The following is a 21,648-nucleotide window of genomic DNA, read 5'->3' as shown; positions in this document are numbered from 1 at the left end:
GCTTTGCTTTTCAGGTTATCCCTTTACCCTCTTACGGCATCTTTTCGGCCGCGTTCTTTGCCGCGACGACGGCGTCGAACACCTCCCGCTTGGGTACGCCGGCCTCGGCGGCGACCGCCGCGATGGCCTCCTTGCGCCGCTCCCCTGCCTCCTCGCGCACCCGTACGCGCCGCACCAGCTCCGCAGCGTCCAGGTCGGCGGGCCCGGCCTCGGGGGCGCCCTCGACGACGACGGTGATCTCGCCGCGGACCCCCTCGGCGGCCCACGCGGCGAGGTCGCCGAGCCCGCCGCGCCTGACCTCCTCGTACGTCTTGGTCAGCTCCCGGCAGACCGCCGCTCGGCGGTCGGCGCCGAAGGCCTCGGCCATCGCGGCGAGGGTGTCGTCGAGCCGGTGCGGGGCCTCGAAGTAGACGAGGGTGCGCCGCTCGGCCGCGACCTCGCGGAGCCGGGCGAGGCGCTCTCCGGCCTTGCGCGGCAGGAACCCCTCGAAGCAGAAGCGGTCCACGGGCAGCCCGGACAGGGCGAGCGCGGTGAGCACCGCGGAAGGCCCGGGCACCGCGGTGACCTTGATGTCCTGCTGCACGGCGGCGGCGACGAGCCGGTAGCCGGGGTCGGAGACGGACGGCATGCCGGCGTCGGTGACGAGCAGCACCCGCTTGCCGTCCTCCAGCGCCTCGACGAGCTCGGGGGTCCGCTGGGACTCGTTGCCCTCGAAGTACGACACGACCCGGCCGGTGGTGTGCACGCCGAGCCCCTGGGTCAGCCGGCGCAGCCGGCGGGTGTCCTCGGCGGCGACCACGTCCGCCCGCTCCAGCTCGGCCGCAAGGCGGGGCGGGGCGTCGGCGAGGTCGCCGATCGGGGTGCCGGCGAGGACGAGCACGCCGTGGGCGGCGGCTCCGGTACGGGTGGGCTGGTCGGTCGTCACCCGTCCATCCTCTCAGCCGTCCCGCCCGGCACACGCTCCGGCGGCGGGCAGCACGGCGGAGCGCACTGCCACGGCGCTGTGGATCGCGACCACGGCGCTGTGGATCGCGACCGGGCGTTCCCTACGATGACCCGGTGACCAGTACCGCGACGCCGCCGCCCAGCCCCGCGGGGGCCCCGACCGCCCCGCCGGCGGGCCGGGCAGAAGAGCCGTCCCCCTGGCTGCGCCGGCTGCGCGGCTTCGGCTACGCGCCGCCCGCCGGAGCGCGCCCGGCGGACGTCCGCGCCCGCCTGGTGCCCCCGTACGCCCGCCCGTCCGGGCAGTTGTGGGCGGCGCTGGGCTTCTCCGCGGCAGCGGCGGCGACCTGGCAGCGCGTCATGGCGTGGGCCGGGCCGATCGCGGTCGCGCTGGTGGCCGGGGTCATGCGGTTCTGGCAGCTGGGCAGCCCGAAGGCCGTGATATTCGACGAGACGTACTACGCGAAGGACGCGTGGGCGACCATCCGGCAGGGCTACGAGGCGAGTTGGCCCAAGGACATCGACAAGTCGATCCTGGCCAACCCGGACGGGGTGGCCCTGCCGACGGACCCGGGGTACGTGGTGCACCCGCCGGTCGGGAAGTGGGTCATCGGGCTCGGCGAGTGGATGTTCGGCTTCGACCCGTTCGGCTGGCGGTTCATGACGGCCGTGCTCGGCACGCTGTCGGTGCTGCTGCTGTGCCGGATCGGGCGCCGCCTGCTCCGCTCCACGTTCCTCGGCTGCCTCGCGGGCGGACTCCTCGCCGTGGACGGCCTGCACCTGGTGATGAGCCGGGCCGCGCTGCTGGACCTGGTGCTGATGTTCTTCGTGCTGGCCGCGTTCGGGGCGCTGCTCGTCGACCGCGACCGGGCCAGGGAGCGGCTCGCGGCGGCCCTGCCCGTGGACGCGGAGGGCCGTACCCGGCCCGACGCGGTGGTCGCCGAGACGCTGCGGCTCGGCGTGCGCCCGTACCGGATCCTGGCGGGCGTGTGCCTGGGCCTGGCTTTCGGGACGAAGTGGAACGGCCTGATCACCCTGGCGTTCTTCGGGATCCTGACGGTCCTGTGGGACGCGGCCGCCCGCCGCACCGCGGGCGCGGCCGCCCCGTACGCGGCGATGCTGCGCCGGGACGCGCTGCCGGGCTTCGTCTCGACGGTGCCGGTGGCGGTCGCGGTGTACGTCGCGTCCTGGCTGGGCTGGATCCTCAGCCCGGACGACGGCCGCGGCGGCTACTTCCGCGACTGGGCGGCAAAGCAGGACCAGGACAGCCCGCTGTCGTTCCTGCCGGAGTGGCTGCGCAGCCTGTGGCACTACGAGACGGAGGTCTACAGCTTCCACGTGGGCCTGACCTCGGGGCACACGTACGACTCGAACCCGTGGAGCTGGCTGGTCGTCGGCCGGCCGGTGTCGTACTTCTACGAGTCCCCGGAACCGGGCGCGGACGGCTGCCCGGCGACGGAGGCCGGCAAGTGCGCCCGCGAGGTCCTGGCCCTCGGCACCCCGCTGCTGTGGTGGGCGGGCTGCTTCGCCCTGCTGTACGTGCTGTGGCGGTGGTTCTTCCGCCGCGACTGGCGCGCGGGCGCCATCGCGTGCGCGGTGGCCGCGGGCCTGCTCCCCTGGTTCAACTACCAGGAGCGCACCATCTTCTACTTCTACGCGGTGGTGTTCGTCCCGTACCTGTGCCTGGCCCTGGCGATGACCGTGGGCGCCCTCCTGGGCCCGCGGGACTCGACGGAGCGCCGCCGCACGCTCGGCGCGGTGGCGGCGGGCGTCCTCGTCCTGCTGATCATCTGGAATTTCATCTATTTCTGGCCGATCTACACGGGCCAGTCGATCCCGATGGACTCCTGGCGCAGCCGCATGTGGCTGGACACCTGGGTCTGAGACGGCGGCCGCGGGCCCCGGTGCCGGTCGGCGCCGGGGCCCGCGGCTGTTCTCGGCCCGAATCGGAATGTCCGGCTCCCGCAACAACATGCACATGGCACGCGCACAGCGCGTAAGGTCGTCCGCCGGAGGTCCTTGAACGCGTTCAAGGGATCGGATGTCCTGGGGAGGGGCGCGGATGAACGGGGCAGGCAAAGGCGCGGTCGTGGTCGGGGTGTTCCTCGCGATGGTCGGCGGCACGGCGCTCGGGGTGTACACGCTGGTCGACGGCGCCGGCAGCGGCGAGGGGGCGGGCGCCTCGGCGGCGTCCGCGAAGGGCAGCGGACCCGTCACCGGGGAGGAGGCCGCCCGGACGGCGAAGGCGTTCCTCGCCGCCTGGGCCGCCGGAAGGGACCGCGAGGCCGCCCGGCTGACCAACAACGCCGCCGCCGCGCAGGCCGCACTGGCCGGCTACCGGGACAGGGCGCACATCGCCAAGGCCGTGTTCACGCCCGGCGCCCCGGAGGGGGCGGCCGTCCCGTTCACGGTGGCCGCGGAGGTCGCCCACGAGGGCGCCGCGAAGCCCCTCGCGTACGCCTCGAAGCTGACGGTGGTGCGCGGAGAGACGACCGGGAAGCCGCTCGTCGACTGGCAGCCCTCGGTGGTCCACCCCGAGCTGGGCCGGGGCGAGGAGCTGCGGGCCGGCCCGCCGGCCGCGCCGCCGGTCAAGGCCGTCGACCGGCGCGGCGAGGAGCTCGACCCGCACCGGTACCCCTCCCTGCGGCCGGTCCTGGACCAGCTGCGCCGCACGTACGGCGGGAAGGCGGGCGGGCGGCCCGGCGTCGAGCTGTGGATCGAGCCGGCCTCCCCGGAAGCGCCCCGGCGCACGCTGCTGACGCTGGCCGAGGGCGAGCCGGCGAAGCTGGAGACGACCCTGGACGCGCGGGTGCAGGCGGCGGCAGAGAAGGCGGTGGCGCGCTACCCCGAGGCGTCGGTCGTCGCGATCCAGCCGAGCACCGGGCACGTCCTGGCCGTCGCCAACCACCGCAAGGACGGCTTCAACGCGGCGATGGAGGGCGCCCGCGCCCCCGGCTCCACGATGAAGATCGTCACGGCGGCGATGCTGATGGACCGCGGCGCGGCAGCGGCGGACCAGCCGGCGCAGTGCACGAAGGAGGTCTCCTGGGGCGGCCGCCCCTTCCACAACCTGCGCGGCTTCGAACTGCCGGGCGCGGACTTCGCGACGGCGTTCGCCCGGTCCTGCAACACCTCGTTCATCAAGCGCATCAAGACCGTGGACGACGACGGGGCGCTGGCGGAGGAGGCGCGCGAGGTCTTCGGGATCGGCCTCGACTGGAAGACGGGCGTCCGCTCCGTCGACGGCAGCGTGCCCGAGGCGACCGGAGCCGCGGCGGCGGCCGCGTACATCGGGCAGGGCCGGATCACCATGAACCCCCTCAACGTCGCCTCGATCACGGCCACGGCGCGCACCGGGGTGTTCCGGCAGCCGGTGCTGGTCGCCCCCGGCCTGGACGGACGGCCCCTCGCCCGGGCCGAGCGGACGATGAAGCCGGCGGTGGCACGGCAGCTGGTGCAGATGATGCGGCTGACGGCCGCATCGGGCACGGCCGCGCAGACCATGGCGGGCGTACGGGGCTCGGACAAGGGGGCGAAGACGGGCTCGGCGGAGGTCGACGGCGCGGGCAGCCCGGACAGCTGGTTCACGGCCTTCAGCGGCGACGTGGCGGCGGCGGCCATGGTGGAGGCCGGCGGCCACGGCGGCGACGCGGCGGGCCCGATCGTGGCGGCCGTCCTCAACCGCTGACGGCACCCGTTGAGAGAATATGTAGATCGGTCTACAGTGGCGCCATGGGACTGAAAGGCGCCGAAACGCGCGACCGGCTGCTGGACGCGACGCAGGAGCTGATCGAGGCCGGGGGCTACCTCGGCGCCGGGCTCAACCAGGTGATCGCGGCCAGTGGCGCGCCTCGCGGCTCGCTGTACTTCCACTTCCCCGGCGGCAAGGACCAGCTGGTCGGCGAGTCCGTCCGGCGGGCCGGGCGCGCCATCGGCGGCGAGCTGGAGAGCCTGGCGGACTCCAGTACGTCGGTGGCGGAGTTCGCCGAAGCGGTACTGCGCCACCTGGGCGAGCGGCTGGAGGAGTCGGGGTGGCGCAAGGGGTGCCCGGTGGCCACCGTCGCGCTGGAGACGGCCGGCACCAACGGCCCGCTGCAGGAGGCGTGCTCGGAGGTCTACACGTCGTGGGAGGCGGCTCTGCGCGCGCGGCTTGCCGGCCGCCCGGACGGCGACGACCTCGCGACCGCCATCCTGGCCCTCGTGGAGGGTGCGCTCCTGCTGGCTCGGACGCACCGCAGCAAGGAGCCTCTGGACCGGGTCGCCCGCCGGATCGGCGCCCTGGTCGGCTGACGATGCCCGCCGGCGACGGCGGGCCTCTTTCTGCCCAAAAAATATGTAGACCGATCTATTAGAGGAGAGCTCCATGGACGCGATCGTCTTCGGCGCGACCGGCTTCATCGGCCGTTCCCTCGTCGCCGAGCTGCTGACCCGGGGTCAGCGGGTGGCGGCGGCCGTACGCAACGACACCCTCACCCCCTGGCTGGCCTCCCAGGGCGTCGGCCTCCGCGGGCTCGAGATCGTCACCGCCGACATCACCCGGCCGCTCGCGGAACTGCCCGACGTCCGGGACGTGTACAACGCGGCCGCCCGCTTCGCCTTCGGCCTCAGCGAGCGGGACGCGCGGGCGGTGAACGTCACCGGGGCGCTGAACGTGGTCGAATGGGCCGCCACGCTGCCCCGGCTGCGCAGGCTCGTGCACATCAGCGGATACCGGGTGAGCGCCGCCGACGGCCACCCCGACTACGCCGGGCTGGGAGCCTACGAGGCGTCGAAGCTGGAGGCCGACCTCGCCGTACGGGCCCGCGCCGAGGCCCTGTCGGTGCCGCTGACCGTCGCCAACCCCAGCACCGTGATCGGGCCCGGCCAGTACATCGGCCTGGCCACCCTCGTCGAGGACCTGTGGAACGGGCGGCTCCCCGCGCTGCCCGGAGGCTCCGACACCTTCCTGCCGGTCACGACCATCGACTACCTCGTGCGCTTCCTGGCGGAGATCCCCGGGTCGCCCGCGGGCGAGCACTACTGGGTGCTCGACGACGACACCCCGCTCCTGCCCGACCTGATCGGCACGATGGCCGCCCACATGGGGGTACGGGCACCCCGCCGGACCGTTCCGGCCGGCCTGCTGCGGCGGTTGCCGCGGCGGTTGACCGGTGCAGACCCCGAGACCCTGTCGTTCCTGTCGGCCGACCGGTACCCGACGGCCTCCGCCGACGCCTTCGCCGCGCGCATCGGCCTGGAGACGCCTCCGGTGACCGAGGCCCTGCGCACCTGGGCGGACGACCTGGTGGCCGCCCGCTTCGGCTCCGCAGCGCCCTGGCAGAGCCCGTACGGCTTCCACACCGTCGCCGGCGCTCCGACCTGGGTGACCGGCGACCGGCATCGCCCCTCCCACGTCCTGCTGCACGGCCTGCCGATGAACGGCGACCTCTGGAGGCCCGTCGCCGCCCACCTCCCCGGGCCGGTGCTCGCCCCCGACCTGCCCGGCCTGGGGCGCTCGGCGCCGTCCCCCTCGACGACCGACGTGTGGCTGGCCGATCTGATGGGCCCGGTGCAGACCCGGCCCGTGCTGGTCGCGCACTCGCTGGCCTGCGGGGCCGCACTCCGCTTCGCCGTCCGCCATCCGGACCGCCTCGGCGGCCTCGTCCTCGTCTCCCCGGCGTTCCTGCAGGCGCCCGCCCCGCGGCTCGCCCGCTCCGCCGCGGCCGCGCCGATGCTGCGGCGCATGCCGCCTCCTCGGCTGGCCCGGACGCTCGGCGTCCCCGACGGACCGGAGGTGCGCAGCGCCGCGGCCGACCTGAGGCGCCCCGGAGTGGCGCGCCGCGTGGCCGCGGCCCTGCGCGGGGACGCCGCCGCGCGCCGCGAATGGCGGGCCCTGCTCGACCGGGTGGCCGTCCCGGTCCGGATCGTCGTGGGTTCGGCGGACCCGCTGACCGGGCCCGTCGGCATCCCGGTGGACGAGATCGCCGGGGCGGGCCACTACCCCCAGCTGACCCATCCCGCCCAGGTCGCCCGCCTTCTGCGCACCGCCGCCGCTGCGACCGGTGCGTGAGCGCCGCTCTCTCCTGCCCCCGAGCCGGCACCCCGGAGTGTGGAGGACGGCCGCCTCCGCCCTCCCGGGGAGAACCGCACATCAGCGGATCGGGGGCGTGCGGAGGTGGACGCCCGGCTCAGAGGGCCGTGCGCAGGGCGCGGAGCAGGGACTGGGCGCGGGGGTCGGCTGTGACCGATGACGCCAGGGCGTTCGTGACGTAGCCGAAGGCGATGCCCGATTCCGGGTCGGCGAAGGCGAGGGAGCCGCCGCGGCCCGGGTGGCCGAAGGAGGCGGGGGACAGCATCGGCGAGGCGGGGCTGTGGAGCATGTGGCCCGGTCCGAAGCGGGTGCCCACGACAAGGACCCGGTCGGGGCCGGACGACAGCTCGGTGCCCGCGAGGGCGGTCGTCTCGGGGGTGAACAGGCGGGGGCCGTCCTCGGTGTCGCCGATCAGGGACGCGTACAGGCCGGCGAGGGCGCGGGCGGTGCCGATGCCGGCGGAGGCGGGGAGTTCGGCGGCCCGGTAGGCGGGGGCGTTCTCGTCGGCGAGCGGGGTGATCGCCGCGAAGGCGCGCCGGGTGAGGGAGTCGGGGTCCGCGTACGCCTCCGAAACGTTTCTCCGCGGCCGCAGGCGCAGCGCCCCCGCCGACTGCGGCGGCTCGACGGCGCCGACCCGGCCGACCCGCCCCGACTCGGCGACCTCCTGCGGCAGCCCGATCCAGAAGTCCAGGCCGCGCGGGCCGGTGACCTCCTGGGCGAGCCAGGACCCGAGGGAGGCGCCGGTCACCCGGAGCACCAGCTCGGACAGCAGCCAGCTGAAGGTCTGCGCGTGGTAGCCGTGCGCCGTGCCCGGCTCCCAGAACGGCCGCTGCGCGGCGACCGCCCGCGCGCCCGAGAGGCCGTCCGCGGCCTGTTCCGGGGTCAGCGGCACGTCCAGGGCGGGTACGCCGGCCCGGTGCGCGAGCAGGTCGCGGACCAGGGCGCCCTCCTTGCCGCCCGCCTTGAACTCGGGCCAGTGGTCGCCGACGGGCGCGTCCAGGTCGAGAAGCCCGCGCTGGTGCAGCAGCAGCGGGACGACGGCCGCGACGCCCTTGGTGGCCGAGCGGACCACCTGCGCCGTGTCCGCCGTCCACGGGGCGGTGCCGTCGGCGTCGTGCGTGCCGCCCCACAGGTCGACGACCCGCCGGCCGTCCCGGTACACGGCCACGGCCGCGCCCCGGTCGCCGAGCACCTCGAAGTTGCGTACGAAGGCGTCGCGGACGGCCTCGTAGCCCTCCGCCACCTCACCCTGGATGTTCACGTGCGGTCCAACTCCCACCTGGGCCGGCTCATTCCCGCGACGGTGCCGCCCGGACCGACCGCGGGTCGAACCCGAAGGGCAGCTCCAGGCGGTGGGCGCGCATCAGCTCCTCGTCGCACAGCAGCTCCTGCGTGGGGCCGTCGGCGGCGATGACGCCCTCGCTGAGGACGACCGAGCGGGGGCACAGCTCCAGGGCGTAGGGCAGGTCGTGGGTGACCATGAGGACGGTGACGTCGAGCGAGCGGAGGATGTCGGCGAGCTCGCGGCGGGAGGCCGGGTCGAGGTTGGAGGAGGGCTCGTCCAGGACGAGGATCTCCGGCCGCATGGCGAGGACGGTCGCGACGGCGACGCGGCGGCGCTGCCCGAAGGAGAGGTGGTGCGGGGGCCGGTCGGCGAAGCCGGCCACGCCGACGCGCTCCAGCGCCTCGCGGACGCGCTCCTCCAGCTCGGCGCCGCGCAGGCCGGCGGCGGCCGGCCCGAAGGCGACGTCCTCCCGGACGGTCGGCATGAACAGCTGGTCGTCGGGGTCCTGGAAGACGATGCCGACGCGGCGGCGGATCTCGGCGAGGTGCTGCTTGGCGACGGGCAGCCCGGCGACGCGGACGGTGCCGATGCCGCCGCCGAGGATGCCGTTGAGGTGGAGGACGAGGGTGGTCTTGCCCGCGCCGTTGGGCCCGAGGAGGGCGACGCGCTCGCCGCGGCCGACGGTCAGGTCGACGCCGAAGAGGGCCTGGTGGCCGTCGGGGTAGGCGTACGCGAGGCCGGCGACCTCCAGGGAGGGGGCGGGCACGGCCGGGGCAGAGGTCACAGGGTCCATCCGATCAGGCAGACGGCGAGGGCCGCCGTCGGGAGTACGGCCGCGCGGGCCCATTGGGCGCGGGTGGCCGTGACGTCGTCGATGACCGGCATGGAGCCGGTGTAGCCGCGGCTGACCATCGCGAGGTGGACGCGTTCGCCGCGTTCGTAGGAGCGGATGAACAGCGCTCCGGCGGTCTTCGCGAGGACGCCCCAGTGCCGGATGCCGCGGGCCTCGAAGCCGCGCGAGCGGCGGGCGATCGACATCCGGCGCAGCTCGTCGGCGATGACGTCCCCGTAGCGGATCATGAAGGTGGCGATCTGGACGAGCAGCGGGGGCAGTCTCAGCCGCTGGAGGCCGAGCAGCAGGGCGCGCAGCTCGGTGGTCGCGGCGAGCAGGACGGAGGCGGCGACGCCGAGGGTGCCCTTGGCGAGGACGTTCCAGGCGCCCCACAGTCCGGAGACGGACAGGGACGCCCCGAGCACCTCGACGCGCTCGCCCTCCGCGACGAACGGCATGAGGACGGCGAACGCGACGAACGGCACCTCGACCAGCATCCGGCGCAGCACGAAGGCGGGCGGGATGCGGGCCGCGGCGGCGACGGCGGCGAGGAGGAGGGCGTACAGGCCGAAGGCCCACACCGCCTCGCGCGGGGTGGACACCACGACCAGGACGAACGCGAACGCCGCGACGATCTTGCAGTGCGGGGGCAGTGCGTGGACCGGCGAGGTCCGCTCCAGGTGGAGCCGGTGGGCGTGGCCCGCCCCCATGTCAGACCGCCGAGGTCTCGGGGTGGGCCGCGGGGCGCGCGGCCGGCGTGCGGCGGCTGCGGGCCGCCCAGAAGACGCCCGTGCCGACGGCGACGGTCGCGCCGACACCGATGACGCCGGCGAGGCCGACGGAGAGGCGCTCGTCGTCGACGTCCTTGACGCCGTAGTCGGCGAGGGGCGAGTCGGCGGTGGCGTGCTCGTACTGGTCGGCCTTGGCGTCGATGCCCTGGTCGGCGGCGACCTTCTCCAGGCCGTCGGGGCTGGCGGAGGCGTAGAAGGAGACGAACCCGGCGAGGAGGAGGGCGGCGGCCAGGCCGGCGGCCCACACGGCGCGGCCGGAGCGGGCGGAGCGGGCGGGACCGGCGGCGGCGGGGGCCTCGGCGGCCGGGGCGTCGACGAGTTCGCCGCCGACGCGCAGCTTCAGCGGGGCGGCGAGGCCCTTGACCCCGTGGACGAGGTCCGGGCGGACGGCGAGGACGGCGCCGACGGTCGCGGCGGTGATGGCGGCCTCGCCGATGCCGATCAGGACGTGGACGCCGAGCATGGCGGCGAGCACCTTGCCGACGGGCACGTCCGTGGTGCCGCCGACGGCGTACAGCAGGGTGAACGCCGCGGCGGAGGCGGGCACGGAGACGAGTGCGGCGGCGAAGGCGGACGCGAGGGCGGACCCCCGGTTCCGGGGCAGGACGGCGAGCAGGCCGCGGAAGACCAGGTGGGCGGTGATCACGGTGACCACGCCCATGACGGTGATGTTGACGCCGAGGGCGGTGAGCCCGCCGTCGGCGAAGAGGACGCCCTGCATCAGCAGGACCACCGAGATGCACAGCACGCCGGTGTAGGGGCCGACGAGTATCGCGGCGAGCGCCCCGCCGAGGAGGTGCCCGCTGGTGCCGGCCGCGACCGGGAAGTTCAGCATCTGCACGGCGAAGATGAAGGCGGCGACGAGTCCGGCAAGCGGGGCGGTGCGCTCGTCGAGCTCGCGGCGGGCACCGCGGAGGCTGACGGCGACCGCGCCGGCGGCGAGGACACCGGCGGCCGCGGACACGGGGGCGTCGATGAATCCGTCGGGCACGTGCATGGCTGGCTCCGCTTCCTGCCGTCCTTGAGCTGACAAAATCTTTATCCACCCAAGATTAAGGCTCACCTGCAAACCATGGGCAAGAGCGGGGAGGTCACAAATAGCGCCTCGCACTTTCGTGGGAATGTGCGAGGCTGGGGGCAATACGGACTTATATGTTCCGATTCGAGGAGTCTTGTCGATGTCGCCGACCGCCGAGAATCCGACCGGGCCCGCATCAGGGGCCGCCACCGCCGCGCTCACCGCCGTCGCGGCCGCCACCGCCGTGGTCCCCGGCGTCGAGGAACGCGTCATCGCCCGCGTCATCAGCGACGATCCGCTCTACCGGAAGATCCCCGTCGCGCTGCGGTACGCGCCGGCCGAGCCGCTCGCCGTGCGGATCGTCTTCCCCGCGGGCCTCTCACCCGAGGGCACCGACAACGAGTGGGTCCTTCCGCGGGCCCTGCTGGAGTCCGGGCTCCAGGCCCCCACGGGCACCGGCGACGTGCGTGTCTGGCCCTGCGGCCGGGTCCAGGCCGTCGTCGAACTCCACTCCCCCGAGGGAGTCGCGGTCATCCAGTTCGACATCGCCGCGCTGCGCCGCTTCCTGCGCCGCGCCTCCGCCTCCGCCCCGGCCGCCTCCGCCACCCGCCCGGCGTAACGGGCGCCGCCGGGCCCGGACCCGCCCGCCGGGCATGCGGAAGGCCCGGCCCCGCATCCGCCGTCGGGAGCGGGTGCGGGGCCGGGCCTCAGGGCGCCAGGGCGTCAGGGCGTTAAGGGCGTCAGGGCGTCAGGCGCTGACCAGCTCGCGGTCCTTGCCCGTCCCCTCGCCGGAGTCCCCGCCGGCCAGGTGCTTGCGCAGGCTCTCGCCCTCGACGTCCACGTTCGGCAGGATCCGGTCCAGCCAGCCCGGCAGCGCCCACGCCCGGTGGCCGAGCAGCGCCAGCACCGCCGGGACGATGGCCATGCGGACGACGAAGGCGTCGAAGAAGACGGCGACGGCCAGGCCGAAGCCGATCATCTTGACCATCTGCTCGCTGGAGCCGATGAAGCCCGCGAACACCGCGATCATGATGACGGCCGCGGCGACGACGACCCGCGCGCTGTACTTGAAGCCGGTCACGATGGCCTGGCCGGGCCGCTCGCCGTGCACGTACGCCTCGCGCATGCGGGTGACGAGGAAGACCTCGTAGTCCATCGCCAGGCCGAAGACGACGCCCACCATGAAGATCGGCATCATGCTCATGATCGGACCGGTCTGCTCGACCCCGAACAGCGAGCCCAGCCAGCCCCACTGGAAGACCGCGACGACCGCGCCGAGGGCGGCCACCACCGACAGCAGGAACCCGAGGGCCGCCTTGAGCGGGACGAGGATCGAGCGGAAGACCACCGTCAGCAGCAGGAAGGCGAGGCCGACGACGAGCGCCAGGTAGGGCAGCAGCGCCTCGTCCATCTTCTGCGAGAAGTCGATGTTCATCGCGGTGGCGCCGGTGACGAGCACCTCGTCGCCGCTGGATTCGCGGATCTCGCGGACGAGGCCCTCGGTCGCCGCGGAGGACGGCCGGTCCTTCGGAATGACGGTGATCACCGCGGCGTCGCCCGCCTCGTTGGGCGCGGGCGGGGTGACCACGGCCACGCCCTCCATGCCCTTGATCCGCGCCTCTGCGGCCTCGGCCAGCTTCTTGTCGCCGTCGACGACGACCATCAGCGGGCCGTTGAAGCCGGGCCCGAAGCCCTCGGACAGCAGGTCGTACGCCCGGCGCTGGGTGGTGGAGACCGGCTGGGAGCCGTCGTCGGGCAGGCCCATCTCCAGGCTGCCCGCCGGGACGGCGATCGCGCCGAGGCCGACCACGCCGAGGAGCAGGACGGCGACGGGGCGGCGGAGCACGAAGCTCGCCCACCGGGTGCCGGCGTTGGCCTTGGGCTCGGCGCCGGCCGGCCGGCCCTTGCCGAACAGCCTGCTCTTCGTCCCCGCCGGGAGCACCTTGCGCCCGGCGAAGCCCAGGATGGACGGGACGAGCGTCAGGGCGACGAGGACGGCGATGACGACGGTGCCCGCGGCGGCGAGGCCCATCTTGGTCAGCATCGGGATGTTGACGACGGCCAGGCCGGCCAGGGCGATGACCACGGTCAGGCCGGCGAAGACGACCGCGGAGCCGGCGGTTCCGGCGGCGCGGCCCGCGGCCTCGTCCCGCTCGTGGCCCTCGGCGAGCTCCACGCGGTAGCGGGAGACGATGAAGAGGGCGTAGTCGATGCCGACCGCGAGGCCGATCATCATCGCGAGGGTCGAGGTGGTGGTGCCGAGGTCCAGCACGTTCGCGAGCGCGGTGATGGCGGAGACGCCGATGCCGACGCCGATCAGCGCGGTCAGCAGCGGCAGCCCCGCCGCGACCAGCGAGCCGAAGGTGATGACCAGCACGACGCCGGCGACGAGGATGCCGATGACCTCGCCCGAGCCGGTCTCGGGGGCCGCCATCAGGGCGTCGCCGCCGATCTCGACGGTCAGCCCGGCCTTCTTCGCCGCGTCGCCGGACTCGGTGAGCGCCTCGCGCGTCTCGTCCTTCAGCTCCATGCCGCTGACGGTGTACTTGACGCTCACGTACGCGGTGGAGCCGTCCTGGCTGACGGCCTGCACCTGGAAGGGGTCGGCGACCGAGGCGACCTGGGCCTTGCCCGGGCCCTCCTGGATGCCGGAGACGATCTTCTGGACCTGTGCCTTGTTCGCCTCGTCGGTGATCCTGGCGCCCTGCGGCGCCTTGACGACGATCCGGGCGGACGCGCCGTCGGCGGCCATGCCCGGGAACTTCTCGTCGAGCAGGTCGAAGGCCTTCTGGGCCTCCGTACCGGGCATCGAGAAGGATCCGGAGGTGGGGGCGGACGCCGATGCCGCGCCGAAGCCGGCGGCGAACAGCAGCGCCACCCATATGAGGGCGACGAGGCCGCGGCGCCTGAAGGCGCCCCTGCCGAGACGGTAGAGGAAGGTGGCCACTGGAGTGGTTCTCCCGTTCGAGTCGTGGGATGGATCCGGGTGGATCAGGGCGTGGAGAGCCGGCCCGACGACGAGAGCGGCGTGTCAGGAGCAGCGTGGATCTGGTGCGGTGGATCGTGCGCGGTGGGAGCCGCGCGGTGCATCTGTGCGGTTGTCGGCCGTACGGGGATCCCGGCGGGTCCCGCGCGGCGGCTCAGACGCCGAGGGCGGGGAACACCACGGCGTCGACGAACTCTCCGAGGAAGGCCCGGTCGACGGGACGGTCCTCGATCAGCGGGAGCGCGATGAACGCCCCCACGATGACGTGCGGCACGAACTCCAGGGCGGGGCAGTCCGGGGAGACCTCACCCCGCTCGACGGCCCGCTGCAGCATCAGCTGCATGCCGTTGAGCTCCGGTTCGACCAGCAGGTCCCGCAGCGCCTTGTGGAGCTCCGGGCTCTCGTGGACGGCATGCGCCAGGCCCCGCAGCAGGGCGGTGTCCTTGGCCATCTGCGCGTCGTCGGAGTACTGGACCATGAGCCCGAAGTCCCCGCGCAGGCTGCCCGTGTCGATCTCCGCGAGGGGGACCGGCTGGGTGCAGCGAAGGGCCCGGGCGACCAGCTCCGGCTTGCTCCCCCACTGGCGGTAGAGGGTGGCCTTGCTGGACCTGGTGCGGGTGGCGACGGCGTCCATGGTGAGCGCCTCGTACCCGACCTCCCGGAGCAGGTCCAGGACCGCCCCGTGGAGTTCGGCCTCGCGCTCGGGGGTGATGCGGCTGCGCCGCGACGACACCTCGTCGGACATCGCTGGGCACCTCCCGTCGAACGAAACCGTTTCGTACACCCACGACGATACCCCCCGACCGAGCGAAACGAAACCGTTCCGTTTCGCTTGGCTGCGTGGCCTGGATCACCTGTACGGGTTGCCGGGCCCCTTCCCCGCGGAAAACATGGGGACGTGAGCCACGACGTCGCGTACCTCCGCTTCCCCCACCTCCACGACGACCTCCTGTGCTTCGCCGCCGAGGACGACCTGTGGGTCGCCCCGCTCGTCCCCGACGGCGCCTCCCCCGGCCGGGCGTGGCGGATCACGGTGGACCGGACGCGCATCGGCCACCCCCGCTTCTCCCCCGACGGCAGCCACATCGCCTTCACCACGTGGCGTAGCCTGGACCCCGAGGTGCACCTCGCGCCCGTCGAGGGCGGCCCGGCCCGCCGGCTCAGCCACTGGGGCGCCACCGACACCCGGGTCTGCGGCTGGACGCCGCCCGACAAGGACGGCCGCAGCGACATCCTCGCCGTCTCCTCGCACGGGCAGCCCTTCTCCCACTACGCGTGGGCGTACAGCCTGCCCACCGACGGCTCCCCCGGCGGCCGGCTGCCCTGGGGCCCGGTGTCCGACATCGCGGTGCACGACGAGCCCGCCGCGGACGGCTCCGTCGAGCGGCGCACCCTGCTGCTGACCGGCAAGCCCCCGCACGAGCCGGCCGCGTGGAAGCGCTACCGCGGCGGCGCCACCGGCCGGCTCTGGCTGCACGGCAAGCGGCTGCTGGAGGACATCGGAGGGCATATCGCCGCGCCCATGTTCGTCGGCGGCCGCATCGCCTTCCTCTCCGACCACCAGGGCATCGGCAACCTCTACTCCTGCCTGCCCGACGGCACCGACCTGCGCCGGCACACCGACCACGAGGAGTTCTACGCCCGCCACGCCGCGAGCGACGGCTCCCGCGTCGTCTACCAGTGCGCCGGCGAGCTGTGGCTCGTCGAGGACTTCGGCCCCGACGGCACCCCGCGGAAGCTCCAGGTCCGCCTCGGCGGCCCGCGGGCGGGCAGGCGCACCCACCAGGTGCCCGCCGCCCACCACGTCGACTCGCTGTCCGTCGACACCACCGGGCGGGCCAGCGCCGTCGTCGTCCGCGGCAGCCTGTACTGGCTCACGCACCGCGACGGCCCGGCCCGCACGATCGCCGACACGCCGGGGGTGCGGGTGCGGCTGCCGGAGATGCTCGGCACCGGCGGCCAGGTCGCGTACGTCACGGACGCCGAGGGCGAGGACGCCGTCGAGATCGCCTACCTGCCGCGCGCCTCGGGCGAACGGGAGCCGCGCCGGCTGGCCTCCGGGAAGCTGGGGCGCGTACTGGAGCTGCTGGCCGACCCGGACGGGGAGCGCCTCGCCATCGCCTCGCACGACGGCCGGCTGCTGCTCCTCGACGCGACGGAGGAGTCCAACGGCGAGGTCACCGAGCTGGTCGCGTCCGTCAACGGGCCCGTCACCGACCTGGCGTTCTCCCCGGACGGGGCGTGGCTGGCGTGGTCGCACCCGGGCATCGGCCGGTCGCTGCGGCAGATCAGGATGGCCAGGATCTCCGGCACCGGGCCGCGGACCGTCGTGGACGTGACGAACGGCCGCTTCGAGGACGACCACCCCGTCTTCACCCGGGACGGCCGCTACCTGGCCTTCCTGTCGTGGCGCGGCTTCGACCCGGTCTACGACGTCCACACCGGCGACCTGTCGTTCCCGCTGGGCTGCCGGCCCTACCTGGTGCCGCTGTCGTCGGCGACCCCCTCGCCGTTCGCGTTCACCCCCGACGGGCGGCCCGCGGCGGGCGGCCTCGACCCGGTGGAGGGCGAGTCCGGCGAGGGCGACGGCTCGGTGACGGTGGAGGTGGAGGGGCTGGAGAACCGGGTGACTCCGTTCCCGGTGTCGGCGTCGAAGTACTCGGCGCTGCAGCCGGTCAGCGGCGGCGGGCTGGTGTGGCTGCGCTGGCCGATCTCGGGCGCCCTCGGCGAGACGTTCGCCAATCCCGCCGACACCAGCGGCAAGCCGACCCTGGAGCACTTCGACATCACGAAGGCCCGCAAGACCGAACTGGCCTCCGGCCTGGACTGGTTCGCGGTCAGCGGCGACGGCACCCGCCTCGTCCTCAACGACGACGGCGACCTGCGGGCCGTCCCGGCCACCGAGTCCGGCGACGGCGACTCCACCGTCTACCTGGACCTGCGGCGCATCCTGCACGAGGTGGACCCGCCCGCCGAGTGGCGGCAGGCCTACGAGGAGGCCGGGCGGCTGATCCGCGCCTACTTCTGGGACCCGAAGATGTGCGGGATCGACTGGGACGGCATCCTCGCCCAGTACCGGCCGCTCGTCGAACGCGTCGCCTCCCCCGACGAGTTCGCCGACCTGCTGCGCGAGGTCCTCGGCGAGCTCGGCACGTCCCACGCGTACGTCTCCGCGGCCCGCCGCAACGAGGGCCCGCCGCACTACCAGCGCCCCATCGGCCTGCTCGGGGCCAACCTGGTGTGCCGCGACGGGAACTGGGTCGTCAAGCGGATCCTGCCCGGCGAGTCCTCGGACTCCAAGGCCCGCTCCCCGCTGGCCGGCACCGGCATCCGGGAGGGCGCCGTCCTCACGCACGTCGACGGCCGGCCCGTCGACCCCGTGGCCGGCCCGTACCCGCTGCTCGCGGCGGCCGGCGGCACGACCGTCGAGCTGACCTTCGAGCCGGCCGAGGGCGAGGGGCGCGCCCGCCGGGTGGCGGTGGTCCCGCTGATCGACGAGCGGCCGCTGCGCTACCAGGACTGGGTGTCCAAGCGGCGCGCGGTGGTCCGCGAGATCAGCGGCGGCCGCTGCGGCTACCTGCACATCCCCGACATGGGCGGCTCGGGCTGGGCTCAGTTCAACCGCGACCTGCGGATGGAGATGTCCCGGCCCGCGCTGATCGTGGACGTACGGGGCAACGCGGGCGGGCACATCAGCGAGCTGGTCGTCGAGAAGCTGACCCGCTCCATCCTCGGCTGGGACCTGACCCGCGACGCGCAGGCCGTCAGCTACGCCTCCAACGCGCCCCGCGGCCCGATCGTCGCGCTGGCCGACGAGGCGACCTCCTCGGACGGCGACATGATCACGGCTGCGTTCAAGCTGCTCGGGCTGGGCCCGGTGGTGGGACAGCGGACGTGGGGCGGCGTCGTCGGGATGACCGGCCGGCACGTCCTCGGCGACGGCACGGTCATCACGGTCCCGATGAACGCCGCCTGGTTCGAGGGGCACGGCTGGTCGATCGAGAACCAAGGGGTGGAACCGGACTACGCGATCCTGCGGACGCCGCTGGACTGGGCGGAGGGCCGGCACGCGCAGCTGGCGGACGCGGTGCACCTGGCGCTGGAGCTGCTGGAGGCGCAGCCCGCGGCGGTCCCGCCGGGCTACACCGACGTACCGGACCTGCGGCGGCCGAAGCTGCCGCCGCGGTAGCCCCGGCGGGGCAGCGGGCGGCGGGCCCCGGGGGCGGGGCCCGCCCGGCGGCCGTCAGGCCGTCAGCCCGTGCCGGCGGCGCGGCCCCGCTCCCGCTCGTCGGCGGCCCCGCCCTCGCCGACCAGCCCCTTGGGCACCCCGGCCAGGCGCGGCTCGAACCGCCGCACCTCCCGCTGCCCGCCGGCCGCGATCAGCGCGGGCAGGTGGCCCCGTACGCCCTGCATGCCGCGCAGCCACCACTGCGCGTACACGTGCGCCGAGCGGCGCTCGATGCCGGCGACGATCCGGTCGACGGCCGGGCCCAGCGGGTAGGTGCGGTTCGCCGGCCAGGGCAGCCGCTGCCGCAGCTCCCGCATGACGCCGTCGCGGTCGGCGCCGCGCACCATGTCGGTGTCGGTCCACGACAGGTAGCCGACGCCGACCCGGACGCCCTTGTGGGCGACTTCGGCGCGCAGGCAGTGCGCGAACGCCTCCACGCCCGACTTGGAGGCGCAGTACGCGCTCATCATGGGGGCCGGGGTCATCGCGGCGAGCGAGGCGATCTGCAGGAAGTAGCCCCGGCTCCCGGTGAGCAGGGGCAGGAAGGCCCGCGCGGTGACCGCCGAGCCGACCAGGTTGACCTCGATCACCCGGCGCCAGGCGTCGGGGTCGGAGGCGGCGAACGGCCCGCCGGCGGCCACGCCGGCGTTGGCGACGACGATGTCGGCCCGGCCGAAGCGCTCCCGGACCTCCCCGGCGACGCGGGCCATGGCCTCGTGGTCGGTGACGTCGGCGTGCCAGTGGGCGCTGTCGGTGTGCAGCCGCCCGGACACCTCCTTGAGCGCCTCCGGCTCCAGGCCGACCAGCGCCACCCGCGCGCCCCGCGCGGACAGCTTGCGGGCGAGGAGCTCGCCGACGCCGCGGGCCGCGCCGGTGACGACGGCGACCTGTCCCTGAAGGTTCCTGTGCGCGCTCACGGCGTCCTCTCCTCCTGCTGCTGCCGGGGTTCCTGCGGGCGTACGAGGTAGCGGCGGGCCAGGTCGCGGACCGCGCCCGCCACGGCCTCGGGGGCTTCGACGGGGGTCATGTGCCCCATGCCGGCCAGTTCGGTGAGGCCGACGCAGCGGGGCAGGGCGGCGGCGATCCTGCGGGCGTGCACGATCGGCGAGAGCCGGTCGGCGGTGCCGGCGAGGACGGCGGTGGGCGCCGTCAGCGCGGCGAGCCGGGCGTCCACGTCGAGTTCGGCGAGGACCCGTGACCAGCCGTGCCGGACGGCGGCGGGGCAGGCGTGCACGATACGGGCGCACGCCTCGACCTTGTCGGGCGCGGAGCCGGGGCCCATCGTCGCGTACTTGAGCACCTGCCGGGCCGGCGGGGTGACCGGCCCGAGCGGGGCGCGCGAGCCGAGGAGGGCGCGGGTCAGCCGGGTGCGCAGGGGGCCGGGGCGCAGTGGGACGACGCGCGCCTCGGCGGCCAGGCGGGAGCTGCCCGTGCTGCACAGCAGGACGGCCGCGGCGTGCTCGTCGAGTTCGGGCCGGCCCGCCGCCGCCATGATGGTCATGCCGCCCATGGAGTGCCCCGCGAGGACGGCCCGCTCGCCGGGGGCGAGGGCGGCCCGCAGGACGGCAGCGAGGTCGTCGGCGAGGGCGGTGGTGGAGTAGCGGGAGGTCGCGGGGGTGCGGCCGTGGCCGCGCTGGTCGTACGCGATGACCCGGTGGTCGGCGGCGAGGTCGCGGATCGGGGCGGCCCAGAAGGCGGTGGAGCAGGTCCAGCCGTGGGCGAGCACGACCGGCGGGGCGTCCGGCTCGCCGTGCTCCTCGACGTGCAGCCGGGCGCCGTCGGCGGATACGGCGACCAGCTCGCGGCGGGCGGCGGGCGGCGCGTACCGGCCGGCAGGGGCGTGCGTCAGCCGGCTCATACGGCGGCCTCCCCGGCGGCGGCCGCGCCGGCCCGGTCGGGAGTGTGGCCGCGCGTGCCGCCGCGGGCGCGGAGGACCTCGTACTCGGCCATGTCGACGGTCTGCGTCAGCCGGCGGAACTCGCCGGTCGTGCCCGGCCAGACGGTGGTGTTGCGGCCCTGCGCGTCCAGGTACCAGCTGGTGCAGCCGCCGGTGCTCCACACCGTCCGCTCCATGCGCGCCTGGACCTGCCGGTTCCACCGGCCCACGGCCGAGGGTCGGGCCGCGAGGGCGGCCCGGCCGCCGAGGACGTCCAGTTGGCGCAGGTAGTCGGCCATGTAGTTCAGCTGCGACTCGATCATCAGGATCATCGAGCTGTTGCCGAGTCCCGTGTTGGGCCCGATGATCGTCATCCAGTTCGGGAAGCCGGCCGCGGTCGCGCCGCGCAGCGCCTGCATCCCGTCCTTCCAGTGGTCGGCGAGGGTGCGCCCCTCCGCGCCCACGACCCGGTCGGCGATCGGCATGTCGGTGACGTGGAACCCGGTGCCGAAGACGATGGCGTCGGCCTCGGCCTCGGTGCCGTCGGCGGCGACGAGGACGCTGCCGCGGACCTCCTTCAGCCCGGAGGCGACGAGGTCGACGTGGGGCCGGGCGAGCGCCGGGTAGTAGTCGCTGGAGAGCAGGATGCGCTTGCAGCCGATGCGGTAGGAGGGCGTCAGCTTCGCCGCCAGCTCCGGGTCCTTGATGGAGCGCGCGATGTTCGCCTTGGCGAGGGACTCGATCAGCCCGAGCCGGCCCGGATGCTTGGTGAACGCGCTGACCTGGAGCTCCCGGATGCCCCACAGCAGCCCGCGGCGCGCCGCCCGCGTGAACGGCAGCTGCCGGTGCAGCCAGCGCTCGGCGGCGGTGATGGCGCGGTCGGTGCGCGGCATCACCCAGGGCGGTGTGCGCTGGAAGAGGGTCAGCCGCTGTACGTCGGGGGCGATGGCCGGGACGATCTGGATGGCGGAGGCGCCGGTGCCGACGACCGCGACGCGCTTGCCGCGCAGGTCGTAGTCGTGGTCCCAGCGCGCGGTGTGGAAGACCTTCCCGGGGAACCCGGCGAGGCCGGGGACCTCCGGCAGCCTCGGCTCGGAGAGCGGGCCGGTCGCGGAGACGACGACGTCGGCGGTGAGGGCGCCGCCGGAGGTCTCGATCTCCCAGTGCAGCCGCTCGGCGTCCCAGCGCATCGACTGCACCTCGTGGCGCAGCCGGATGTGGGGGCGCAGGCCGAAGGTGTCGGCGACGCGCTCCAGGTAGGCCCGGATGTGGGGCTGCCCGGAGAAGGTGCGCGGCCAGTCGGGGTTGGGGGCGAAGGAGAAGGAGTACAGGTGCGAGGGGACGTCGCAGGCGCAGCCGGGATAGCTGTTGTCCCGCCAGGTCCCGCCGACGGAGTCGGCGCGTTCCAGGATGGTGAAGTCCGTGATCCCCTCGCGGCGCAGCCGGACGGCGGCGCCCAGTCCGCCGAAGCCCGCCCCGATGACCGCCACCCGCACGTGCTCGCCCATGCCGCCTCCCAGCCGCCGCACCGTCGCGCCACACTGCCAGCAATCACTGGCACAATCGGGAGGGTAGAGCAGCACCGTACCGAGGGGTAGGGGTCGCACGCGGAAAGTTACT

At 74.6% G+C, this 21,648-nt stretch carries 16 protein-coding genes; 6 read left to right on the top strand and 10 right to left on the bottom strand.

All coding sequences use genetic code 11. The features are described 5' to 3' along the window. Positions 1-31 precede the first annotated feature (31 nt). Positions 32-925, bottom strand: coding sequence for a 16S rRNA (cytidine(1402)-2'-O)-methyltransferase (rsmI, locus tag MUK52_RS19030; RefSeq protein WP_284578499.1), 894 nt, complete (start codon positions 923-925; stop codon positions 32-34). 134 nt (positions 926-1,059) lie between these two features. Here rsmI and MUK52_RS19025 point away from each other — a divergent pair, with 134 nt between their 5' ends. The 4 genes from MUK52_RS19025 (at position 1,060) to MUK52_RS19010 (ending at position 6,991) form a co-directional block, all read left to right on the top strand. Next, positions 1,060-2,826, top strand: a complete 1,767-nt coding sequence (locus tag MUK52_RS19025; protein ID WP_114057867.1) for a dolichyl-phosphate-mannose--protein mannosyltransferase — start codon at positions 1,060-1,062, stop codon at positions 2,824-2,826. A 178-nt stretch (positions 2,827-3,004) separates the two neighbouring features. After that, positions 3,005-4,630, top strand: a complete 1,626-nt coding sequence (locus tag MUK52_RS19020; protein ID WP_284578497.1) for a penicillin-binding transpeptidase domain-containing protein — start codon at positions 3,005-3,007, stop codon at positions 4,628-4,630. A gap of 44 nt (positions 4,631-4,674) precedes the next feature. Continuing rightward, positions 4,675-5,232 (top strand): TetR/AcrR family transcriptional regulator, encoded by a 558-nt coding sequence (locus MUK52_RS19015; RefSeq protein ID WP_114057869.1) that lies wholly within the window; start codon positions 4,675-4,677, stop codon positions 5,230-5,232. Positions 5,233-5,305: 73 nt separating this feature from the next. Beyond that, positions 5,306-6,991: an alpha/beta fold hydrolase gene (locus MUK52_RS19010; RefSeq protein ID WP_284578494.1), complete on the top strand. Its 1,686-nt coding sequence runs from the start codon at positions 5,306-5,308 to the stop codon at positions 6,989-6,991. Positions 6,992-7,109: 118 nt separating this feature from the next. Here MUK52_RS19010 and MUK52_RS19005 read toward each other — a convergent pair whose 3' ends face one another. From MUK52_RS19005 to MUK52_RS18990, 4 genes are read right to left on the bottom strand one after another with little or no spacing between them, the layout of a single operon-like run. Further along, positions 7,110-8,273, bottom strand: a complete 1,164-nt coding sequence (locus MUK52_RS19005) for a serine hydrolase domain-containing protein (RefSeq protein ID WP_114057871.1) — start codon at positions 8,271-8,273, stop codon at positions 7,110-7,112. A gap of 28 nt (positions 8,274-8,301) precedes the next feature. Then, positions 8,302-9,090: an energy-coupling factor ABC transporter ATP-binding protein gene (locus MUK52_RS19000; RefSeq protein ID WP_284578491.1), complete on the bottom strand. Its 789-nt coding sequence runs from the start codon at positions 9,088-9,090 to the stop codon at positions 8,302-8,304. Further along, positions 9,078-9,839, bottom strand: a complete 762-nt coding sequence (cbiQ, locus tag MUK52_RS18995; RefSeq protein ID WP_284578489.1) for a cobalt ECF transporter T component CbiQ — start codon at positions 9,837-9,839, stop codon at positions 9,078-9,080. The genes MUK52_RS19000 and cbiQ overlap by 13 nt, the downstream gene beginning before the upstream one ends. A 1-nt stretch (position 9,840) precedes the next feature. Continuing rightward, positions 9,841-10,917, bottom strand: a complete 1,077-nt coding sequence (locus tag MUK52_RS18990; protein WP_284578487.1) for an energy-coupling factor ABC transporter permease — start codon at positions 10,915-10,917, stop codon at positions 9,841-9,843. 181 nt (positions 10,918-11,098) lie between these two features. Between MUK52_RS18990 and MUK52_RS18985 the strand changes: the two genes are divergently transcribed. Continuing rightward, positions 11,099-11,557, top strand: coding sequence for an SsgA family sporulation/cell division regulator (locus MUK52_RS18985; protein ID WP_114057875.1), 459 nt, complete (start codon positions 11,099-11,101; stop codon positions 11,555-11,557). 129 nt (positions 11,558-11,686) lie between these two features. Here the strand turns inward: MUK52_RS18985 and MUK52_RS18980 are convergent, their stop codons facing one another. Beyond that, positions 11,687-13,885, bottom strand: coding sequence for an MMPL family transporter (locus MUK52_RS18980; protein ID WP_114057876.1), 2,199 nt, complete (start codon positions 13,883-13,885; stop codon positions 11,687-11,689). A gap of 193 nt (positions 13,886-14,078) precedes the next feature. Further along, a complete protein-coding gene (locus MUK52_RS18975; protein ID WP_284578483.1) occupies positions 14,079-14,669 on the bottom strand; it encodes a TetR/AcrR family transcriptional regulator in 591 nt (196 codons plus the stop codon). A gap of 153 nt (positions 14,670-14,822) precedes the next feature. Here MUK52_RS18975 and MUK52_RS18970 point away from each other — a divergent pair, with 153 nt between their 5' ends. After that, entirely contained in the window at positions 14,823-18,113 is a 3,291-nt protein-coding gene (locus MUK52_RS18970) for a S41 family peptidase (RefSeq protein ID WP_284578480.1), read from the top strand. Positions 18,114-18,175: 62 nt separating this feature from the next. Here the strand turns inward: MUK52_RS18970 and MUK52_RS18965 are convergent, their stop codons facing one another. The 3 genes from MUK52_RS18965 to MUK52_RS18955 are packed head-to-tail and all read right to left on the bottom strand — an operon-like array spanning position 18,176 to position 21,536. Further along, positions 18,176-19,069: an SDR family oxidoreductase gene (locus tag MUK52_RS18965; RefSeq protein ID WP_284578478.1), complete on the bottom strand. Its 894-nt coding sequence runs from the start codon at positions 19,067-19,069 to the stop codon at positions 18,176-18,178. Next, positions 19,066-20,010, bottom strand: a complete 945-nt coding sequence (locus tag MUK52_RS18960; protein ID WP_284578475.1) for an alpha/beta fold hydrolase — start codon at positions 20,008-20,010, stop codon at positions 19,066-19,068. Before MUK52_RS18960 ends, MUK52_RS18965 begins: the two co-directional genes overlap by 4 nt. Continuing rightward, positions 20,007-21,536, bottom strand: coding sequence for a flavin-containing monooxygenase (locus MUK52_RS18955; RefSeq protein ID WP_114057881.1), 1,530 nt, complete (start codon positions 21,534-21,536; stop codon positions 20,007-20,009). The genes MUK52_RS18960 and MUK52_RS18955 overlap by 4 nt, the downstream gene beginning before the upstream one ends. Positions 21,537-21,648: the final 112 nt, after the last annotated feature.

The organism is Streptomyces sp. 2P-4, from assembly GCF_030167965.1.
Taxonomy (GTDB): domain Bacteria; phylum Actinomycetota; class Actinomycetes; order Streptomycetales; family Streptomycetaceae; genus Streptomyces; species Streptomyces globosus_A.
Note: the sequence above shows the minus strand (reverse complement) of the source record. Positions and strands in the feature narration are given on the sequence as shown.

Excerpts from the sequence above, each read along its gene's own strand:
- MUK52_RS19020 (WP_284578497.1), top strand. The coding sequence starts at position 3,005 with ATGAACGGGGCAGGCAAAGGCGCGGTCGTGGTCGGGGTGTTCCTCGCG.
- MUK52_RS19015 (WP_114057869.1), top strand. The coding sequence starts at position 4,675 with ATGGGACTGAAAGGCGCCGAAACGCGCGACCGGCTGCTGGACGCGACG.
- MUK52_RS19010 (WP_284578494.1), top strand. The coding sequence starts at position 5,306 with ATGGACGCGATCGTCTTCGGCGCGACCGGCTTCATCGGCCGTTCCCTC.
- MUK52_RS19000 (WP_284578491.1), bottom strand. The coding sequence starts at position 9,090 with ATGGACCCTGTGACCTCTGCCCCGGCCGTGCCCGCCCCCTCCCTGGAG.
- cbiQ (WP_284578489.1), bottom strand. The coding sequence starts at position 9,839 with ATGGGGGCGGGCCACGCCCACCGGCTCCACCTGGAGCGGACCTCGCCG.
- MUK52_RS18990 (WP_284578487.1), bottom strand. The coding sequence starts at position 10,917 with ATGCACGTGCCCGACGGATTCATCGACGCCCCCGTGTCCGCGGCCGCC.
- MUK52_RS18985 (WP_114057875.1), top strand. The coding sequence starts at position 11,099 with ATGTCGCCGACCGCCGAGAATCCGACCGGGCCCGCATCAGGGGCCGCC.
- MUK52_RS18975 (WP_284578483.1), bottom strand. The coding sequence starts at position 14,669 with ATGTCCGACGAGGTGTCGTCGCGGCGCAGCCGCATCACCCCCGAGCGC.
- MUK52_RS18960 (WP_284578475.1), bottom strand. The coding sequence starts at position 20,010 with ATGAGCCGGCTGACGCACGCCCCTGCCGGCCGGTACGCGCCGCCCGCC.
- MUK52_RS18955 (WP_114057881.1), bottom strand. The coding sequence starts at position 21,536 with ATGGGCGAGCACGTGCGGGTGGCGGTCATCGGGGCGGGCTTCGGCGGA.